Here is a 15,510-nt window from a genome sequence, read left to right as displayed (position 1 = left end):
CCGGGGCGCCCCTCCCCGTCTTGCGGCCCCCCCCGGGGCCCCCCCCCCGGGGGGGCCCCGGGGGGCCCCCCGCCCCCGGGCCCGGGCGGGGGCGGGTCGCCGGCGCGTCCCGGGGCCGCCGCGCCCGGCGGTCGGTGCGGTCCCCGGTCCCCGGTCGCGGGCCCCTCGTCCCACCCGTCGCACTTCCTGCCGGGTGACATGCGTAACCCCCTTCCTTCCGGGAAGGTGAGGGTCAGGACGGAGGGTGATCCGATGGTTCCGGGAGACGACGCAGAACGCTTCACGGTCGCGGTGCGGCCCGTGGACGGAGGCGTGGTCCTCGCCCTGGCGGGCGAGCTGGACCACGACACGGCGCAGCCCCTGCGGGAGGCGCTCGACGAGGCGGTCACCCCGGGCGCCCGACTGCTCGTGGACCTCGCGGGCCTGGGGTTCTGCGATTCCACCGGACTGAACGTGCTGCTGCGCGGCAGGCTCGCCGTCCGGGAGACCGGAGGCACCCTGGAGCTGGCCGGGCTGCGCGGGCCGGTGGCCCGGATGTTCCACATCACCGGAGCCGACGGACTGTTCCCGGTGCACGCCGACGTGGCGCAGGCCCTCGCCGGGCGGAACGGGCGCGGCCCCGGTCCGGCCCCCCGGGACTGAGGCCGGGGCCCCGGCGGCGTCGGACACACGGCCGTAGCGACACGGAGGAGTCTGAGCGTCATGGCAGAGTCGGGGTCACCCGATCGGACCTGGTACCTGGTACTGGAGGGTGCCACCGACGTCGTGACGCGCAGCCGCGACTTCGCCCGCCGGGCGCTGACCGCGTGGAAGTGGCTGCCGGCCGTGAAGGAGGAGGACCGGGACGCCGCCGACGACGTCCTGCTCCTGGTGTCGGAGGTGGTGTCGAACGCCTGCCTGCACGGAGGCGGTCCCAACGCCCTGCGCCTGGACTGCACGGACGAGCGCCTGCGCATCGAGGTCACGGACGCCAACCCGGCTCCGCCGGTGCCCGCGACCCGGCGGCCGGCGTCGGAGCGGGGCCGGCCGGGCGGACACGGGCTGCTGATCGTGGACCGGCTCGCCCGCAGCTGGGGCTCCCGCTCCGTTCCGGGAGGCAAGTGCGTCTGGCTGGAGGTCGCGGTCCCGGCGCCGCTCAGGTCTCCCGAGCAGTGACGGCCGGCCGGGGGGTGCCCGGGTGCCTGAACGGCGCCCGGACATACTGGCCGGCGTGAAGACCGAACACGAGAACCCCGTCGAGAATCCGGCTCGCCACCACGTCCTGCTCGACGTGGCGGGAAGCGTCGGCGTGATCACCCTCAACCGCCCCGAGGCCCTCAACGCCCTCACCCGCCCCATGGTGCTGCGCATCGACGCCGCCCTCAGCGCGTGGGAGACCGATCCCGCCGTCCACCAGGTCCTGGTCCGCGGCGCCGGTGAGCGAGGGCTCTGCGCGGGCGGGGACATCCGCGCCATCCACGATGACGCCAAGGCCGGGACCACCGCCTCCGCGGACTTCTGGCGCGACGAGTACCGGCTCAACGCCCGCATCGCCCGCTACCCCAAGCCGTACGTGGCGCTCATGGACGGCATCGTGATGGGCGGCGGCGTCGGGATCTCGGCGCACGGCAGCGTGCGGATCGTCACCGAGCGCTCCCGCGTCGCCATGCCGGAGACCGGGATCGGCTTCGTCCCCGACGTGGGCGGGACGTACCTGCTCGGCCGCGCCCCCGGCCGGCTCGGCACCCACCTCGCGCTCACCGGGACCGCCGTGGGCGCCGCCGACGCGCTGCTGTGCGGGCTCGCGGACCACTTCGTACCCTCGGACCGGCTGCCGGAGCTGACCGCCGCGCTCGCCGACGCCCCTGTCCGCGAGGTACTGCCCCGCTACGCGGCCGTACCGGCGCCCGGCGGGCTCTCCGGGGACCGTTCCTGGATCGACTCCTGCTACGCGGCCGGGACCGTCGAGGGAATCGTGGAACGGCTGCTCGGCCGGGACGAGCCCGCCGCGAAGGAGGCCGCCGGGACGGTCCTCGCCAAGTCCCCGACCGCGTTGAAGGTCACCCTGGCCGCGCTGCGCCGGGCCGCGGGCCTGGGCTCGCTGGAGGAGGTGCTGGGCCAGGAGTTCCGGGTGTCCTGCCACGCGCTGGGCGCGCCCGACCTGGTGGAGGGCATCCGGGCGCAGGTCGTGGACAAGGACCGCCGTCCGCGCTGGTCCCCGGCGGCTCTGGCCGACGTGTCGGACGAGGCCGTGGAGCGGTTCTTCGCCCCGCTCGCCGGCGACCGCGAGCTGCGGCTCCCGCAGGCGGCCTAATGCCGTACGCGGAGGGCGTACATCTCCCGCCCTCCGCGTACGGCGGAGCCTGGGCCGGCCGGGCCGCCCGGGCCGGCCCTTCTAGGCGTCGGCGCCCACGTACTCCCGCAGGTGCCGTGCGGTCAGCGTGTCCGCCTCGGCGACCAGCGTCGCCGGAGTGCCCTCGAAGACCACCTGGCCGCCGTCGTGGCCGCCGCCCGGCCCGATGTCGATCAGCCAGTCGGCGTGCGCCATCACCGCTTGGTGGTGTTCGATGACGATCACCGAGTTCCCGTCGTCGACGAGCCGGTCCAGCAGGGCGAGCAGCTTGTCCACGTCCGCCATGTGCAGTCCGGTCGTCGGCTCGTCGAGGATGTACGTGGACGACTTCTCCGCCATGTTGATGGCCAGCTTGAGGCGCTGGCGCTCGCCGCCCGACAGGGTGTTGAGCGGCTGCCCGAGCCGCAGGTACCCGAGCCCGACATCCGCGAGGCGGCCCAGGATCGCCCGCGCCTGCCCGGTGGTGAAGAACTCGTACGCCTCCGCCATCGGCATGTCGAGGACCTCGCTGATGTCCTTGCCGCGCAGCCGGTACGTGAGCACCTCGGGCGTGAACCGCTTGCCCTCGCACTTCTCGCAGACCGAGGCCACCCCGGCCATCATCGCCAGGTCCGTGTAGACCAGCCCGAGGCCGTTGCAGTGGGGGCAGGCACCCTCCGAGTTCGCGCTGAACAGCGCCGCCTTGACCCCGTTGGCCTTGGCGAAGGCCGTCCGGATCGGGCTCAGCAGCCCGGTGTACGTCGCCGGATTGGACCGCCGCGAGCCGCGGATCGGCGACTGGTCGGCCACCACGACCCCCTCCCGCCCGGCGAGGTATCCGTGGATCAGCGAGCTCTTCCCGGACCCCGCGACACCGGTCACGACCGCGAGGACGCCCAGCGGCACGTCCACGGTCACGTCCTTCAGGTTGTGCAGGTCCGCCCCCTTGACCGAGAGCTGGCCCCGCGGGGTACGCACCGACTCCCGCAGCCGCGCGCGGTGTTCGAGGTGACGGCCGGTGAGCGTGCCGGACGCGCGCAGCCCGGCCACGTCCCCCGTGTAGCAGAGCCGGCCGCCGGCCGTACCCGCGCCCGGACCGAGGTCGACGACGTGGTCGGCGATCGCGATGACCTCGGGCTTGTGCTCGACGACCAGGACGGTGTTGCCCTTGTCGCGCAGGCGCAGCAGCAGGTCGTTCATGCGCCGGATGTCGTGCGGGTGCAGGCCGGTCGTCGGCTCGTCGAAGACGTACGTGATGTCCGTGAGCGAGGACCCGAGGTGGCGGACCATCTTGACCCGCTGGGCCTCGCCGCCCGAGAGTGTGCCGGAGGGGCGGTCCAGGCTGAGGTAGCCGAGGCCGATCTCCACGAGGGAGTCGAGCAGGTCCCGCAGGCTCGCCAGCAGCGGCGCCACACCCGGGTCGTCGATGCGGCGGACGAAGGCGGCGAGGTCGCTGATCTGCATCGCCGAGCACTCGGCGATGTTCACGCCCTCGATCCGGGAGGAGAGCGCCGCGGCCGACAGGCGGGTACCGCCGCAGTCCGGGCAGTCCGTGAAGACCACGGCGCGGTCGACGAAGGCCCGGATGTGGGCCTGCATGGAGTCCCGGTCCTTGGCGAGGAAAGTACGGGTGATCTTGGTGATCAGCCCTTCGTAGGTGTAGTTGTTCGGCCCCACCTTCACCTTCACCTGGTCCTTGTGCAGGAAGTCGGCCCACTCCTGCTCGGTGAAGTCCTTGAGCTTGGTGTCGGGGGAGTAGAAGCCGGACTTGGCCATGACCTGCCAGTACCAGGAGTCCACCGTGTAGCCCGGCACCGTGATCGCGCCCTCGTTGAGGGACAGTTCGCGGTCCACGAGCTGGTCCACGTCGATGTCGGAGACCTGCCCGATGCCCTCGCAGCGGGCGCACATGCCCTCGGGGGAGTTGAAGCTGAAGGCGGTGGAGGTGCCGATGTGCGGGGTGCCGACGCGGGAGTAGATGATCCGCAGCATGGTGTAGGCGTCGGTCGCGGTGCCCACGGTGGAGCGGGAGTTGGCGCCCATCCGCTCCTGGTCCACGACGATCGCGGCGCTCAGGTTGTGCAGCCCGTCCACGTCCGGCCGGCCGAGGCTCGGCATGAAGGACTGGACGAAGGCCGTGTACGTCTCGTTGATCATGCGCTGCGACTCGGCGGCGATGGTGCCGAAGACCAGGGAGGACTTCCCCGACCCGGAGACGCCGGTGAAGACGGTCAGGCGGCGCTTGGGGATGTCGAGGGAGATGTCGGCGAGGTTGTTCTCCCGCGCGCCTCGGACCTGGATGACCTGGTGGCTGTCGGCGGGGGCGTCGATCTGCACGGAACTCCTCAGGTGGCGGTGTCGCGAGCTTACTTTGTACATTGTACTCTATACGCTGTAGTGAGTTCAGGGGTGAGCCGGCGACCGGCGAGCGGCGCCCGTCGAGCAGAGCCTGGGAAGGGCCGTACATGGCGAAGGACCGGAGCGGGGCGGGAGACCCCGCCCGCACGCTGGAGCTGCTGTGGCGGGAATCCGGGCCGGAGGCGAAGGCCCCGGGCGGACGGCGCGGACCCCGGCAGGGCCTCAGCGTGGACGCGGTGGTCCTGGCGGCGACCGCGCTCGCCGACGAGGAGGGGCTGGCGGCGCTGACCATGCGGGCCCTGGCCCAGCGGCTCGGGGTGACACCGATGACGCTCTACACCTATGTGCCGGGCAAGGCCGAGCTCCTCGACCTCATGCTGGACGGGGTGTACCTGCGCATGCAGGACGGGAAGGACGCACCGGACTCCGCCGGGGCCGCCGGCGGGGGAGCGGCGGCCTGGGCGGCGCAGGTCACCCGCGTCGCCGAGGACAACCGCGCGCTGTTCGCCCGCCACCCCTGGGTCGCCGACCTGGCCGTCACCCGACCGCCCCTGGGCCCCGGAGTGATCGGCAAGTACGAACGGGAGCTGGCCGCCTTCGAGGGCATCGGGCTCACCGACCCGGAGATGGACGCCGCGCTGAGCCACCTGCTCGGCTTCGTCCACGCCAACGCGCTGGCCGCCGCCGACGCCGCCGCGCACAACAGCGGCCTGAGCGACGAGGAGTGGTGGGCCGTCAGCGCCCCGCTGCTGGAACGCGTCATGGCCCCCGGGAGCTACCCCCTCGGCCGGCGGGTCGGCAGCGCGGTCGGAGCGTACGACCCCGAGGCGGTGTGGACCTTCGGCCTCCAGTGCGTACTGGACGGCCTGGCCCGCCTGGTCGAGGGGAGGCGGGCCCAGGACGGGGCTCCCCGGCAAGAGCCGAAAGAGACGGCCTAGCGGTAGCCGGTGGTGTCCGCCGGGCGGTCCGGGTCCTGAACCTCGACCATGTAGCGCCAGGCGTCGGGGCGGCTGCCGTCGAGGTCGGTGAACCCGTAGACCCCGGCGAGCTGCCCGCTGGACAGTGACTGACCGTTCCAGCGCGCCACGTCCGGATCCGCCGCGAGAGCGGCGACCGCCCGGCCCACGTACGCCGGGGTCTCGGAGATCCCGAAGTGCGGGACCTTGTCCAGCGCGTCCCGCCAGTTCGCCTCCGTCACACCGAAGGCGTCGAGCATCATCTCCGAGCGCAGCCATCCCGGAGTCAGCGCCACCGCCGTGGCCCCGCGGGGGCCGAGCTCGTGGCCCAGTGCGAAGGCCATGCGCAGGACCGACGACTTGGCGATGTCGTAGAAGAACGACACCCGGTAGCGGGTCGCGTTGTACGCGGCGGTGCCGTCGGTCATCTCCACGACCAGCCCGCCCGGTTCCCGCAGCAGCAGCGGCACCGCGAAGTGGCTCGTCACCGCGTGGGTCTCCACCGCGAGGCGCAGCAGCCGCAGGCCCTTGTCGAGGTCGTGCTCCCAGACGGTGCTCTCCCATTCGAAGAGCAGCTCACCGCCCCAGATGTCATTGACCAGGACGTCGAGGCGGCCCTGCTCGGCGTCGATCCGCCGGACCAGCGCCTCCACCTGCTCGGGCACCATGTGGTCGGCGACCACGGCCACCCCCCGGCCTCCGGCCGCCGTGACGAGCTCGGCGGTCTCCTCGATCGTCTCCGGCCGGTCGTACTCCGAGCGTCTGCCGCGGGTGCTGCGCCCCGACACGTACACCGTCGCGCCCCGCGCGCCCAGCTGCACCGCGATACCCCGCCCCGCGCCCCGGGTCGCCCCGGCCACGAGGGCGACCCTGCCTTCGAGGTCCCGCACCGTTTCCGTCCGTCCCTCTTCCCGTTCCGCCATGGTCCGACCCTACGGCCCGGCGGGGCCGCCCGCCCGGCAGGCTGGCCCGGCGTCCTGTACAACCCGAGGCGAAGGACGCACAGTTGACCGAGCTTCCGTCCCCGCCCTCGCGCGTCCTGGACGCCGTCAGGTCAGGAGAACCGCCTTGTCCTCGAACACCGCGGACGCGCACCGCGTCGACCCCGCCGGCGGATGCCCGCACGCCCTCAACGCCGGGCTCCGCGCCCGGGGCGCCGTGGCCGAGGTGGTACTCCCCGGCGGCGTGCCCGGCGCGGTCGTCCTGGGACACGAGGCCTTGAAGGAGTTCCTGGCCCATCCCGAGGTGGCCAAGGACGCCCGGCACTGCCCGGCCCTGCACGACGGCACCGTCCCCAAGGACTGGCCGCTGCGGGTCTTCGCCAACGCCCAGGGCATGCACACCGCCGACGGCGCCGACCACCGCCGGCTCCGCGCCCTGGTCGGCGCGGCCTTCACGGCCCGGCAGGTGGAGCGGCTGCGGCCGCGCGTGGAGGAGCTGGCGGGGGAGCTCCTCGACGGGCTCGCCCGGGCGGCGGCCGAGTCCCCGGACGGTGTGACCGACCTCCGTACGCGCTACGCCCTCCCGCTCCCGATGGGCGTCATCTGCGAACTCCTCGGCGTGGACGCCGAGCACCGGGGCCGGCTGCACGAGCTGTCGAACACGGTGATCGTCGCCACCGACACCACCCCGGCCGAGGCGATGGCGGCCGTACGCGAGCTGGTGGAACTCATGGGCACCATCGCGGCCACCCGGCGCCGGCACCCGGGGGAGGACCTCACCAGCGCCCTGATCGCCGCACGCGAGGGCGACGGCGACCGCCTCAGCGAGGGCGAACTCATCGGCACGATGCGGCTGATGCTGGTCGCCGGCCACGAGACGACCCTCAACCTGATCAGCAACGCCGTCCGGGCCCTGTGCACCCACCGCGACCAGCTGGCCCTCGTCCTGGACGGCAGGGCCACCTGGACGGACGTCGTGGACGAGACGCTGCGCTGGGACGGCCCCGTCAGCTGGTTCCCCTTCCGCTACCCCACCCGCGACCTCGCGGTCGGGGGTACGGTGATCCCCCGCGGCACCCCCGTACTCGCCGGCTACACCGCCGCCGGTCGCGACGACACCTTCCACGGCCCGGACGCCGACCGCTTCGACATCACCCGCCCCACGGCCGCGCGCCACCTCTCCTTCGGGCACGGAGCGCACTACTGCGTGGGCGCGCCGCTCGCCCGGCTGGAGGCCACCGTCGCCCTGGAGCGGCTCTTCACCCGCTTCCCCGACCTGGACCTCGCGATGCCCGAGACGGCCCTCCCGCGCCAGCGCAGCTTCATCGGCAACAGTGTCGAGACCCTCCCGGTCCGTCTGACGGCCGCCGCCCCGGGACCCGACCCGGCAGCGGACTGACGTGCGTAAGCCCAAGGGAGTCCCCAGGTCCGCGGGCGGTCACTTCCCGCACGTGTCCTGGTAGGGCACACCGGAGGCGTACGCCGTCGTCCACTCCTTCTTGGTGAGCCCCGTGCCGGCGATCCGGCAGGCCAGGGCGGTGGGGTCGGTGACGGTCGCGGGGAGTTCGCCGAGGCTCCACAGCCGGACGTCGCCGCCCTGCCCGGGGACCAGGACGAGCGTACGGCCGTCGGAGCTGAACCGGATGTCCGCCGCTGTCTCCTCCAGCGTCGCCGCGAGAGCGGGTGCCGCGGGGTCGGAGACGTCCCAGATCCGGACGGCGCCGTGTTCCTCGGCGGCGGCGAGGAGGCGGCCCTCCGGGTGGTAGACGATCCGCTGGGGCTTCGCCACCGGCATGGGGCCGACCGGTGCGAAACCGAGTTCCGGAGCGACCGGCCAGAGGCTGATGTGGTCGTCCTTGAGGCCGGGCGCCGCCAGCCAGCGCCCGTCGGGGCTGAACGCCGCCTGGTCCATCTCCATGAGCGAGGGGGCAGGCGCGCGGCGGTCGCCGGCCGGGAGCGGGGCGTGGCGCACCCGGGCGGGCGCCGCCGGGTCCGACACGTCCCACAGGGAGCCCGCGAGGGCCAGCAGCCGGCCGTCCGGACTGAAGACGGTGGGGGTGTCCGCGATGAAGTGGCGCCGTACGACGGGTGCGGTCTCCTCGGTGTCGTCGAGCAGTTGGTTGAGGGACTCCTGCAGGTACCGGCGGCCGGGCTCGGGCGTGCTCGTGTCCCAGATGCCGAGCCACGTGCGGCCCCCGAGCTCGCTGCCCGAGGCGGCCAGCGTCGCCGTGCGGGGACTGAACGCGAGCGAGGCCACTCCGGTGGGAGTGGGCAGCACGGCCCGTCGCCGCGGCCGGCCGGCGTCGGACACGTCCCAGAGCACGAGCTGCCCGGCGGTGGAGGTGGCGTCCGCGATCGTGCCGACCGCCAGGGTGGTGCCGTCCCGGTCGAAGGCCAGGGTCCGCACCGGATCGGATCCGTTGACCAGCGGCGGCAGCGCCCGAGGACGGGCCGGGTCGCTGATGTCCCACTGGTGGACGGTGCCTTCGAAGCCGCCCACCGCCAGCTTGCGGCCGTCCGGGCTGACGGCGGCCTCGGCGAGTCCCACCCCGCCGGTGGGGAGCGACGCCGAGGCGCTGGGCGCCGTACGCGGGGAGACCCGCCAGCGCCGGACCGAGCGGGAGCCGTCGGCCACGAGGACGTGGTTGCCGTCCCCGCTGAACGCGAATCCGACGGGCGCGGCAGGACCGGACAGGCGGGTCGGCCCGGAGGGCTGCTTCGGGTCCGTGATGTCCCACAGGTGGGTCCGCCCTCCGTCGGACGCCGTGACGACGGTACGGCCGTCGGGCCGGAAGGCCGCCCGCGTGACCGTGGTCGGATGCTCCAGCGCGGCGATCTTCTGGGGGGAGGCCGGGTCCGTGAACTGCCACAGGACCAGTTCGTTCCCGCGCGCGACGGCCATCACGGGGGCGGTCGGGCTGAGGGTGAGCGAGTGCGCCGTGTAGCCCGCTCCGCGGAAGACGGCGCGGGGACGCCGCGGGTCTCCCAGGTCCCAGAGCTGCCAGCCCGAGGTGTGCGTGACGGAGCCCGGGTCCAGGGAGAAATCCTTGGTGCTCCCGGTCGAGGCGGTGACGAGCGTCCGCCCGTCGGCGCTGAACCGCACCTCCTGGGCGTCGTTCGCGGCGGTCGGCTCGGAAAGCCTGCGCGGCGACGCCGGGTCGCCGACGTCCCAGAGCGTCAGCGTGTCGTCCGCCACCCCCTCCGCCCCGCCGTCCACCACCGCCAGGGTTCTGCCGTCCGGGCTGAAGGCGGCGTCCTGCACCCGCACCGTGTCCGGCCGGAACGGCAGGCGGCGCGGGTGGCGCGGGTCCGTCACGTCCCACAGGGACAGCTCGTGCACGGGAGGGTTGCCGACGATGTCGCCGGTGACGACCGCGAGGGTCTTCCCGTCGGCGCTCAGCGAGACGTGCGCCCCGGCGTCGGGGAGACCGTCCAACACCGCGAGCCGCTGCGGGCGTACGGCGTCCGAGGTGTCCCACAGCTCGACCGTTCTGCTACGGCCGCCACTGGTGGCCAGCAGGGTGCCGCCCCGGAGGAAGACGGCGAGGTCGTCCACCGGCCCGACCGCGTTGTCGGGCGACGCCCCGTCGAAGCGGGTCTGCTGCAGGGTGGTGAGCAGCCCCTGCCGGCCCTCGGACGTGGGGTCGACCCGCTGGGCGGCGAGGCTGAGCCGCAAGGATTGCCGCGGGTCGCTGTCGCGCAGGCTCTCGGCCTGCGCCCTGAGTGACCGGCCGACCGCCAACCGGCGCTGCTCCTCCGCCACCGTATGCGAGTCGTCGGCGCGGCGGCTCTGGAGCTGTGCGGTGACCGTGCCGGCGACGGCCAGGAGCGTCAGCACGACCAGCGCCGCCACCGAGCCGCGTACGAGGACGGAGGCCCGACGTGCCAGCCGGACCGACGCGTCGAGGAAGTCCAGGGCGGTGGGGCCGAGGCTGTCCCGCCCGCCTCGCTCCGCCCAGCCGCGGGCGTTGCCCAGGAGGCTGCCCCGGTACAGGCGGGCCTTGTCGCGCCGCTCGCCGGCCCAGGCGGCCGCGTCGTCCTCGATCCGCTGGCGCAGAAGGTTGTCGGCGCGGCGGGTGTTCACCCAACTGCGCAGCCGGGGCCAGCCCCGCAGGAGTGCCTCGTGGCTGATCGCGACCGTGTCCTGCCGCCGGGTGAGCAGCCGGCCCGCGGTGAATCCGGCCAGCACGGCCTCGGCCGTCCCGCGCTCCAGCCCCTCCGTCAGCTGCGCGGTGGGCACGGTCCGCCGCGTGTCGTCGACGCCCTCCCCGATCCGCACCAGACGCCGGAACATCACCTCGGCCGCCGTCCGGCCATTGCCGTCGAGGCGGTGGTACGCGTCCTCGGCGCTCTTGGCGACGGCGCCGTGGATGCGACCCGTGTCGTTGTACCCCGCCACGGTCAGCCGGGCGCCGTCCCGCCGCTGCCAGGTGAGCCGCAGCGCGTGGGCCAGGTGCGGGAGCAGCCCCGGGTCGTAGCCCTCCTCGGCGTCGGCGACCGCGATGCCGAGGTCGGTCAGCAGCAGCTCGACGAGCCCTTCCTCCAGGTGCAGTCCGACCGCGCGGGCCGGGAAGAGGACGGCCTCGCGCAACTGCGTCCGGTCCATGGGGCCGACGAAGACCTGCCGGTGCTCCAGCGCCTCGCGCAGCGGCCCGTACCCGGAGCACTGGCCGTAGAAATCCGCCCGCAGGCCGTACACGACCAGCGCGGGCCCCTCGGCTCGGGCCAGCCGGTCGAGGGCGGTGACGAACCGGTGCCGCTCCCGTTCGTCGGCGACGAGGGTGAACAGCTCCTCGGCCTGGTCGACCACCACGACCAGCCGATCGGCCTGCATCCTGGCGAGAGCCGCGCGCAGTCGGCGGCCCAACGTGTCCGGCGCGGCCGCCAGTTGGCGCACGACCTCGTCCGGCTCGGCGTCCGTCAGGGCGGCCAGGTGCGTGGCCAGCGCGTCCATCGGGTGGGCGGTCGGGGTGAGTACCAGGCACGGCCAGCGGCGCGAGCCGGGCAACGCGCCCCGGGCCAGATCGGGTACGAGGCCGGCCCGCAGCAGCGAGGACTTGCCCGCGCCGGAGGCGCCCACCACGGCCAGCGCGCCACCCTCCCGCAGGCAGTCGTCCAGACGGGCCGTCAAGCGGGCGCGCAACGCGTCCCGGCCGAAGTACCAGGCCGATTGCGCGAGGCCGAACGCGCTCATGCCGGGGTACGGGCACTCGTCCCCGGCGTCCGTTCCCGGCCGCGTCCGGTCCACCCGGTGGCTGCCGTCCCAGTAGTGCAGGTGCAGGTCCCGGCCGGCGATGTACTGGCTCTCGGCCGCCAGGTAGATGGTGCCGGACCCGGAGGCGTACGCCTCCATCCGGACCTCCGGCCCGGTCGCCTCGGGGGCGGTCACGGGCCGGTGATGTGCATGTCGCCCCCGGACATGTAGATCCGCGCGTTGTCCGAGCCGGTGCCGTGCATCTCCACCCGGCCGGCCCGGCCGGCCGCGGGCGACGGCGGCGACAGTTCGGCCAGGAGTGCGCGCAGTTCGCGCGCGCGTGCGGGGTCGGCGGCCAGGAAGTGCCGGAGCCGGTCGCACCATTCGGCCGTCAGGGCCGCTTCGGCTCCGTCGTCCCCGGCCTGGCGCGCCGTCAGCACACCGGTACGGGCCGCGACCAGCTCGGCCTCGACCGTCTCGGCCTGCTCGGGCCGTGCCCGCCGCCACAGCGCGGCGACGCCCACCTTGGCCTGCTCCCAGCCGTCCGTCGCCAGCAGCCCGACCACCGTGGTCGCGGCCGATGACGCCAGCGCCACCAGTTCTGCATCCATCCCTGGCCCCCTCCTCGGTCCGGCGTTCATTGTGCACGCCGACCCGCTCCCCACCGCCAACGGGGTGCCACGGGACTTACACGCAGAGGTTATTGACGGTACGTCAGTGGAACTCGGGTGCCGTCCTGGGGCTGATGTCAGCGTGCCGGCCGGTCGAGCGCGGTGAGCACCGGCGCGATGCCGTCCTCCCCCTCCAGGCGGTCGGCCAGTGCGCGGGCCTTGACCCGGTAGGAGCTGTCCGACACGGCCCGGCGGACGGCGCCGGCCAAAGCGTCGGGGGTGAGGCGGCGCAACGGCACCACCTCGGGGGCGGTGCCGAGCGCGGTCAGCCGGGACGCCCAGAAGGCGGCGTCGAACTGGACGGGCACCGGCACGGCCGGCACGCCGGCTCGCAGCACGGCGCCGGTCGTGCCCGCCCCCGCGTGGTGGACCACGGCGGCCGTCCGGGGAAACAGCAGCGAGTGGGGCACGTCGTCGACGGTCACCATGTCGTCGCTGCCGCCGTCCAGGCCCGCCCACCCCCGCTGGATGACTCCCCGCACTCCCGCCGCGCGCAGCGCGGTGACGATCGCGCGGCTCGACCGCTCGGGATCGGGGACGGTGGCGCTGCCCAGCCCGACGAAGACCGGGGCGGGCCCGGCGGCGAGGAAGTCCTCCAGCTCCTGGGGAAGGCACCCCGTCTCGTGCGGCCACCAGTACCCGGCGACCTCCAACTCGGCGGGCCAGTCCCGGGGGCGGGGGACGACGAGCTCGCTGTAGCCGTGCAGCACCGGCCGTGGCCGGCGGCCCCGTCGGCGACCGGCCGCCGGGAGACCGTGCCGGCGCAGCGATTTCACGGCGTCGGCGAACACCAGTTCCACGGAGGTCGCGACGGCCTGCCCGCTCAGCCGGTTGCCGACCCTCCCGAGCGGCCGAGTCCCCAGTATCGGGGCGGGGAACTCACCCGTCGGGTGCAGCGGCTGGAGGTGCAGTCCCACGGCGGGCACCGACAGGGCCTCGGCGATGGCGTACCCCAGCGGCCCCAACGACCCGCCGACCAGCAGCACATCACCCCCGCGCGAGGCCTCGACCAGGGAGGCCGTCACCTCGTCGGCGGCCTCTCTTGCCATGGCCACCAGCCGTACGAGCTTCCCCGCACCGGTCCTCGCGTCATGGAGCCGCCGGCCCCGCTCCGAGTGCAACTCGGCCCGGGGGTCCACCGGCAGCGGGTGGTACCGCACCCCCGATCCGGCCACCAGCGGCTCGAACACCGCGTGCGCGGCCAGCGTCACCTCATGCCCCGCCCGCACCAGACCGGCACCCAGCCCCGTGTACGGCGCCACATCACCCCGCGACCCGGCCGTCATCATCACGATTCGCACGCGGCCAGTGTGACCCACCCGAGCCCACCCGCCCAGCAGCCCTGCCGCCACCAGCGGCGACGCACGCGCGGGGGTGTGAGGCCGGCTGCCTGCGGGGCTGCGGCGCCGTGGTGCGGGCTTCGCTCGGCCGGTCGCCGTCGCGGCCGGGCCGGTCGGGGGCGCATGGATCGGGCGGCGCCGGACACACGTATGTCAACTGGCCCGGTCGCAGGCGCAGTCGGGCCTCCGGTTCCCGCGCACACTGAGGAAGTGAGACGTCATGCCGCTGACATTCCGCAAGAGCTTCAGGATCCTTCCCGGCGTCCGGCTCAACATCAACCGCAAGTCGTGGTCGATCACCACCGGCGGCGGCAAGTACGGACCCCGCCACACCCACAGCAGCACCGGCCGCCGCACCACCTCGATGGACCTGCCCGGCCCCTTCGGGTGGCGCAAGACCCGCCGTGGCTGATGCGCGAAGCACACGCCGCGTCAGCGGACCCCCGGCCGCCCTGGCCGGGGGTCCGCTGCTGAGTGCGCGCGGTGCACGCGCCTTCGTCGCCGCGCCGCGCCGGGCCCGCGGCGTCCCCGCGGGCTCGTGATGCCCGCCGGGACCGTGTAGCGGGCGCATCACGGGTAGACGGGCCGCATGGCACTGTCGGAGGAACTGCTGTCGGAAGGCGCGCTGCGGGAGATGATCGGGTGGCTCGTCCATGCGATCGAGGCCGCGGGCGCCGTGGTCATCTTCGTGGGCGCCGCGTGGGCCTTCGGTCGCTTCTTCGTGGCCGGCGTCCGCAGGCGGGCGCTCATCACGGAGTTCAACCGGATCCGCCTCAGCCTGGGAAGGTTCCTCGTCCTCGGCCTGGAATTCCAGCTCGCCGGTGACGTCCTGCGGACCGCGGTCGCCCCCAGCTTCACCGAGATCGGGCAACTGGCGGCCATCGCCGCCATCCGCACCGTGCTCAACTTCTTCCTCACCCGCGAGATCGCGCAGGAACGCGCCGAGATCGATCGCGACGACGCCCAGCGCGACGACGCCCGGCAGCCGGGTCGGGGACATCAGGGCAGCCGGAGAGGGTACGCGGAACGCGGAACCCCGACCCCGTCCGCCCCGTGACCTCACGCCGACCGCAAGGATGTGGAACACATGACCGGGACGCCCCCGCCGCAAGGCGACCCCGCTGCCGCCCGCGTGGACATCGCCCGCGCGATCGGCACCGTCATGGCCCTCGTACCGTGCGGGACCAAGACCGCGCGGCACGTCCTGGCCCGCACGGCCCGGACCACCGGCGGCGACACCTGCCGGGCCGCCGAGGCCGTGCTCGACCTCATCCACGGCCGCGACCCCGAGGACCCCGCCCAACAGGCCCTGCGTACGGCCATCAGCGCCGCCCGCACCCTCCCCGGCCCGCCCCTCCCGCGGCTGCGGCCCGACGGCGGCGTGCTGCGCGCGCACCTCGCCCGCCTCCGCACGCTGCGCCGGCACGCCCTGACCGCTCCGGCCGACCCCGCCGTCCAGGCGCGCCTCGACGACGCCGCCCACAGTCTGTGCGCCCTCGTCGGGAGCCGAACACCGCACGCGGCGCTCCAGAACGCGGGCCGCATCCTCGCCGAACGGTCCGAGGAGGCGCGGGCGCGCGACACGGCCGGCGCCTGACCCTCCCGCCCCCCGGATCCGCAGGATCCGCCCGCGCGGCCGGGGGGGGGGGCGCCCGGGGGGGGGCCCCCCCGCCCGCGGGGGGGGTAAGGTGGGGGGGGGGGAGGGGGCACAGGCCCCGGGGATGAAAAAAAAAAGAAGC

13 protein-coding genes are annotated in these 15,510 nt (G+C 74.3%); 8 read left to right on the top strand and 5 right to left on the bottom strand.

All coding sequences use genetic code 11. The features are described 5' to 3' along the window. Positions 1–252 precede the first annotated feature (252 nt). The 3 genes from ACFWUQ_RS11385 to ACFWUQ_RS11375 are packed head-to-tail and all read left to right on the top strand — an operon-like array spanning position 253 to position 2,293. The gene (locus ACFWUQ_RS11385; RefSeq protein WP_384536063.1) at positions 253–642 is read left to right on the top strand and encodes an STAS domain-containing protein; all 390 of its coding nucleotides are present in this window, start codon (positions 253–255) and stop codon (positions 640–642) included. A gap of 60 nt (positions 643–702) precedes the next feature. Then, on the top strand, positions 703–1,155 hold the full coding sequence (locus ACFWUQ_RS11380) for an ATP-binding protein (RefSeq protein ID WP_384536060.1): 453 nt from the start codon (positions 703–705) through the stop codon (positions 1,153–1,155). A 55-nt stretch (positions 1,156–1,210) separates the two neighbouring features. Beyond that, positions 1,211–2,293: an enoyl-CoA hydratase/isomerase family protein gene (locus tag ACFWUQ_RS11375; protein WP_384536057.1), complete on the top strand. Its 1,083-nt coding sequence runs from the start codon at positions 1,211–1,213 to the stop codon at positions 2,291–2,293. 81 nt (positions 2,294–2,374) lie between these two features. Here ACFWUQ_RS11375 and ACFWUQ_RS11370 read toward each other — a convergent pair whose 3' ends face one another. Then, positions 2,375–4,642, bottom strand: coding sequence for an ATP-binding cassette domain-containing protein (locus ACFWUQ_RS11370; protein ID WP_384536192.1), 2,268 nt, complete (start codon positions 4,640–4,642; stop codon positions 2,375–2,377). 134 nt (positions 4,643–4,776) lie between these two features. Between ACFWUQ_RS11370 and ACFWUQ_RS11365 the strand changes: the two genes are divergently transcribed. Next, complete coding sequence (locus tag ACFWUQ_RS11365) at positions 4,777–5,607, top strand: TetR/AcrR family transcriptional regulator (protein ID WP_384536054.1); 831 nt, start codon at positions 4,777–4,779, stop codon at positions 5,605–5,607. On the opposite strand, the gene ACFWUQ_RS11360 is transcribed toward ACFWUQ_RS11365, so the two are convergent. Beyond that, the gene (locus ACFWUQ_RS11360) at positions 5,604–6,548 is read right to left on the bottom strand and encodes an SDR family oxidoreductase (protein ID WP_384536052.1); all 945 of its coding nucleotides are present in this window, start codon (positions 6,546–6,548) and stop codon (positions 5,604–5,606) included. The two genes, ACFWUQ_RS11365 and ACFWUQ_RS11360, sit on opposite strands and share 4 nt — an antisense overlap. Before the next feature lie 145 nt (positions 6,549–6,693). Here ACFWUQ_RS11360 and ACFWUQ_RS11355 point away from each other — a divergent pair, with 145 nt between their 5' ends. Next, on the top strand, positions 6,694–7,965 hold the full coding sequence (locus tag ACFWUQ_RS11355) for a cytochrome P450 (RefSeq protein WP_384536050.1): 1,272 nt from the start codon (positions 6,694–6,696) through the stop codon (positions 7,963–7,965). A 39-nt stretch (positions 7,966–8,004) separates the two neighbouring features. Here the strand turns inward: ACFWUQ_RS11355 and ACFWUQ_RS11350 are convergent, their stop codons facing one another. The 3 genes from ACFWUQ_RS11350 to ACFWUQ_RS11340 all read right to left on the bottom strand — a co-directional run bounded on the left by ACFWUQ_RS11350 (position 8,005) and on the right by ACFWUQ_RS11340 (position 13,717). Next, entirely contained in the window at positions 8,005–11,955 is a 3,951-nt protein-coding gene (locus tag ACFWUQ_RS11350; protein ID WP_384536047.1) for an AAA family ATPase, read from the bottom strand. Next, positions 11,952–12,371 carry a hypothetical protein gene (locus tag ACFWUQ_RS11345; RefSeq protein ID WP_384536045.1) on the bottom strand — a complete coding sequence of 140 codons (420 nt, stop codon included), beginning with the start codon at positions 12,369–12,371 and terminating at the stop codon, positions 11,952–11,954. The genes ACFWUQ_RS11350 and ACFWUQ_RS11345 overlap by 4 nt, the downstream gene beginning before the upstream one ends. Positions 12,372–12,508: 137 nt before the next feature. Then, positions 12,509–13,717 (bottom strand): glycosyltransferase, encoded by a 1,209-nt coding sequence (locus ACFWUQ_RS11340; protein ID WP_384536190.1) that lies wholly within the window; start codon positions 13,715–13,717, stop codon positions 12,509–12,511. A 274-nt stretch (positions 13,718–13,991) separates the two neighbouring features. On the opposite strand from ACFWUQ_RS11340, the gene ACFWUQ_RS11335 reads away from it, so the two are divergent. The 3 genes from ACFWUQ_RS11335 to ACFWUQ_RS11325 all read left to right on the top strand — a co-directional run bounded on the left by ACFWUQ_RS11335 (position 13,992) and on the right by ACFWUQ_RS11325 (position 15,368). Beyond that, positions 13,992–14,183: a DUF4236 domain-containing protein gene (locus ACFWUQ_RS11335; protein WP_384536042.1), complete on the top strand. Its 192-nt coding sequence runs from the start codon at positions 13,992–13,994 to the stop codon at positions 14,181–14,183. A gap of 177 nt (positions 14,184–14,360) precedes the next feature. After that, on the top strand, positions 14,361–14,828 hold the full coding sequence (locus tag ACFWUQ_RS11330; RefSeq protein ID WP_384536039.1) for a DUF1622 domain-containing protein: 468 nt from the start codon (positions 14,361–14,363) through the stop codon (positions 14,826–14,828). A gap of 30 nt (positions 14,829–14,858) precedes the next feature. Then, complete coding sequence (locus tag ACFWUQ_RS11325) at positions 14,859–15,368, top strand: DUF5133 domain-containing protein (protein ID WP_384536036.1); 510 nt, start codon at positions 14,859–14,861, stop codon at positions 15,366–15,368. Positions 15,369–15,510 lie beyond the last annotated feature (142 nt).

The sequence above is a fragment of the Streptomyces sp. NPDC058662 genome (assembly GCF_042716255.1).
GTDB lineage: Bacteria > Actinomycetota > Actinomycetes > Streptomycetales > Streptomycetaceae > Streptomyces.
The sequence above is the reverse complement of the archived record's forward strand: the minus strand, read 5'-3'. Positions and strand labels throughout refer to the sequence as shown.

What these genes read in the sequence shown, in the direction of transcription:
- ACFWUQ_RS11385 (WP_384536063.1), top strand. Translation starts at nt 253, where the DNA reads ATGGTTCCGGGAGACGACGCAGAACGCTTCACGGTCGCGGTGCGGCCC.
- ACFWUQ_RS11380 (WP_384536060.1), top strand. Translation starts at nt 703, where the DNA reads ATGGCAGAGTCGGGGTCACCCGATCGGACCTGGTACCTGGTACTGGAG.
- ACFWUQ_RS11365 (WP_384536054.1), top strand. Translation starts at nt 4,777, where the DNA reads ATGGCGAAGGACCGGAGCGGGGCGGGAGACCCCGCCCGCACGCTGGAG.
- ACFWUQ_RS11360 (WP_384536052.1), bottom strand. Translation starts at nt 6,548, where the DNA reads ATGGCGGAACGGGAAGAGGGACGGACGGAAACGGTGCGGGACCTCGAA.
- ACFWUQ_RS11345 (WP_384536045.1), bottom strand. Translation starts at nt 12,371, where the DNA reads ATGGATGCAGAACTGGTGGCGCTGGCGTCATCGGCCGCGACCACGGTG.
- ACFWUQ_RS11340 (WP_384536190.1), bottom strand. Translation starts at nt 13,717, where the DNA reads ATGACGGCCGGGTCGCGGGGTGATGTGGCGCCGTACACGGGGCTGGGT.
- ACFWUQ_RS11335 (WP_384536042.1), top strand. Translation starts at nt 13,992, where the DNA reads ATGCCGCTGACATTCCGCAAGAGCTTCAGGATCCTTCCCGGCGTCCGG.
- ACFWUQ_RS11330 (WP_384536039.1), top strand. Translation starts at nt 14,361, where the DNA reads ATGGCACTGTCGGAGGAACTGCTGTCGGAAGGCGCGCTGCGGGAGATG.
- ACFWUQ_RS11325 (WP_384536036.1), top strand. Translation starts at nt 14,859, where the DNA reads ATGACCGGGACGCCCCCGCCGCAAGGCGACCCCGCTGCCGCCCGCGTG.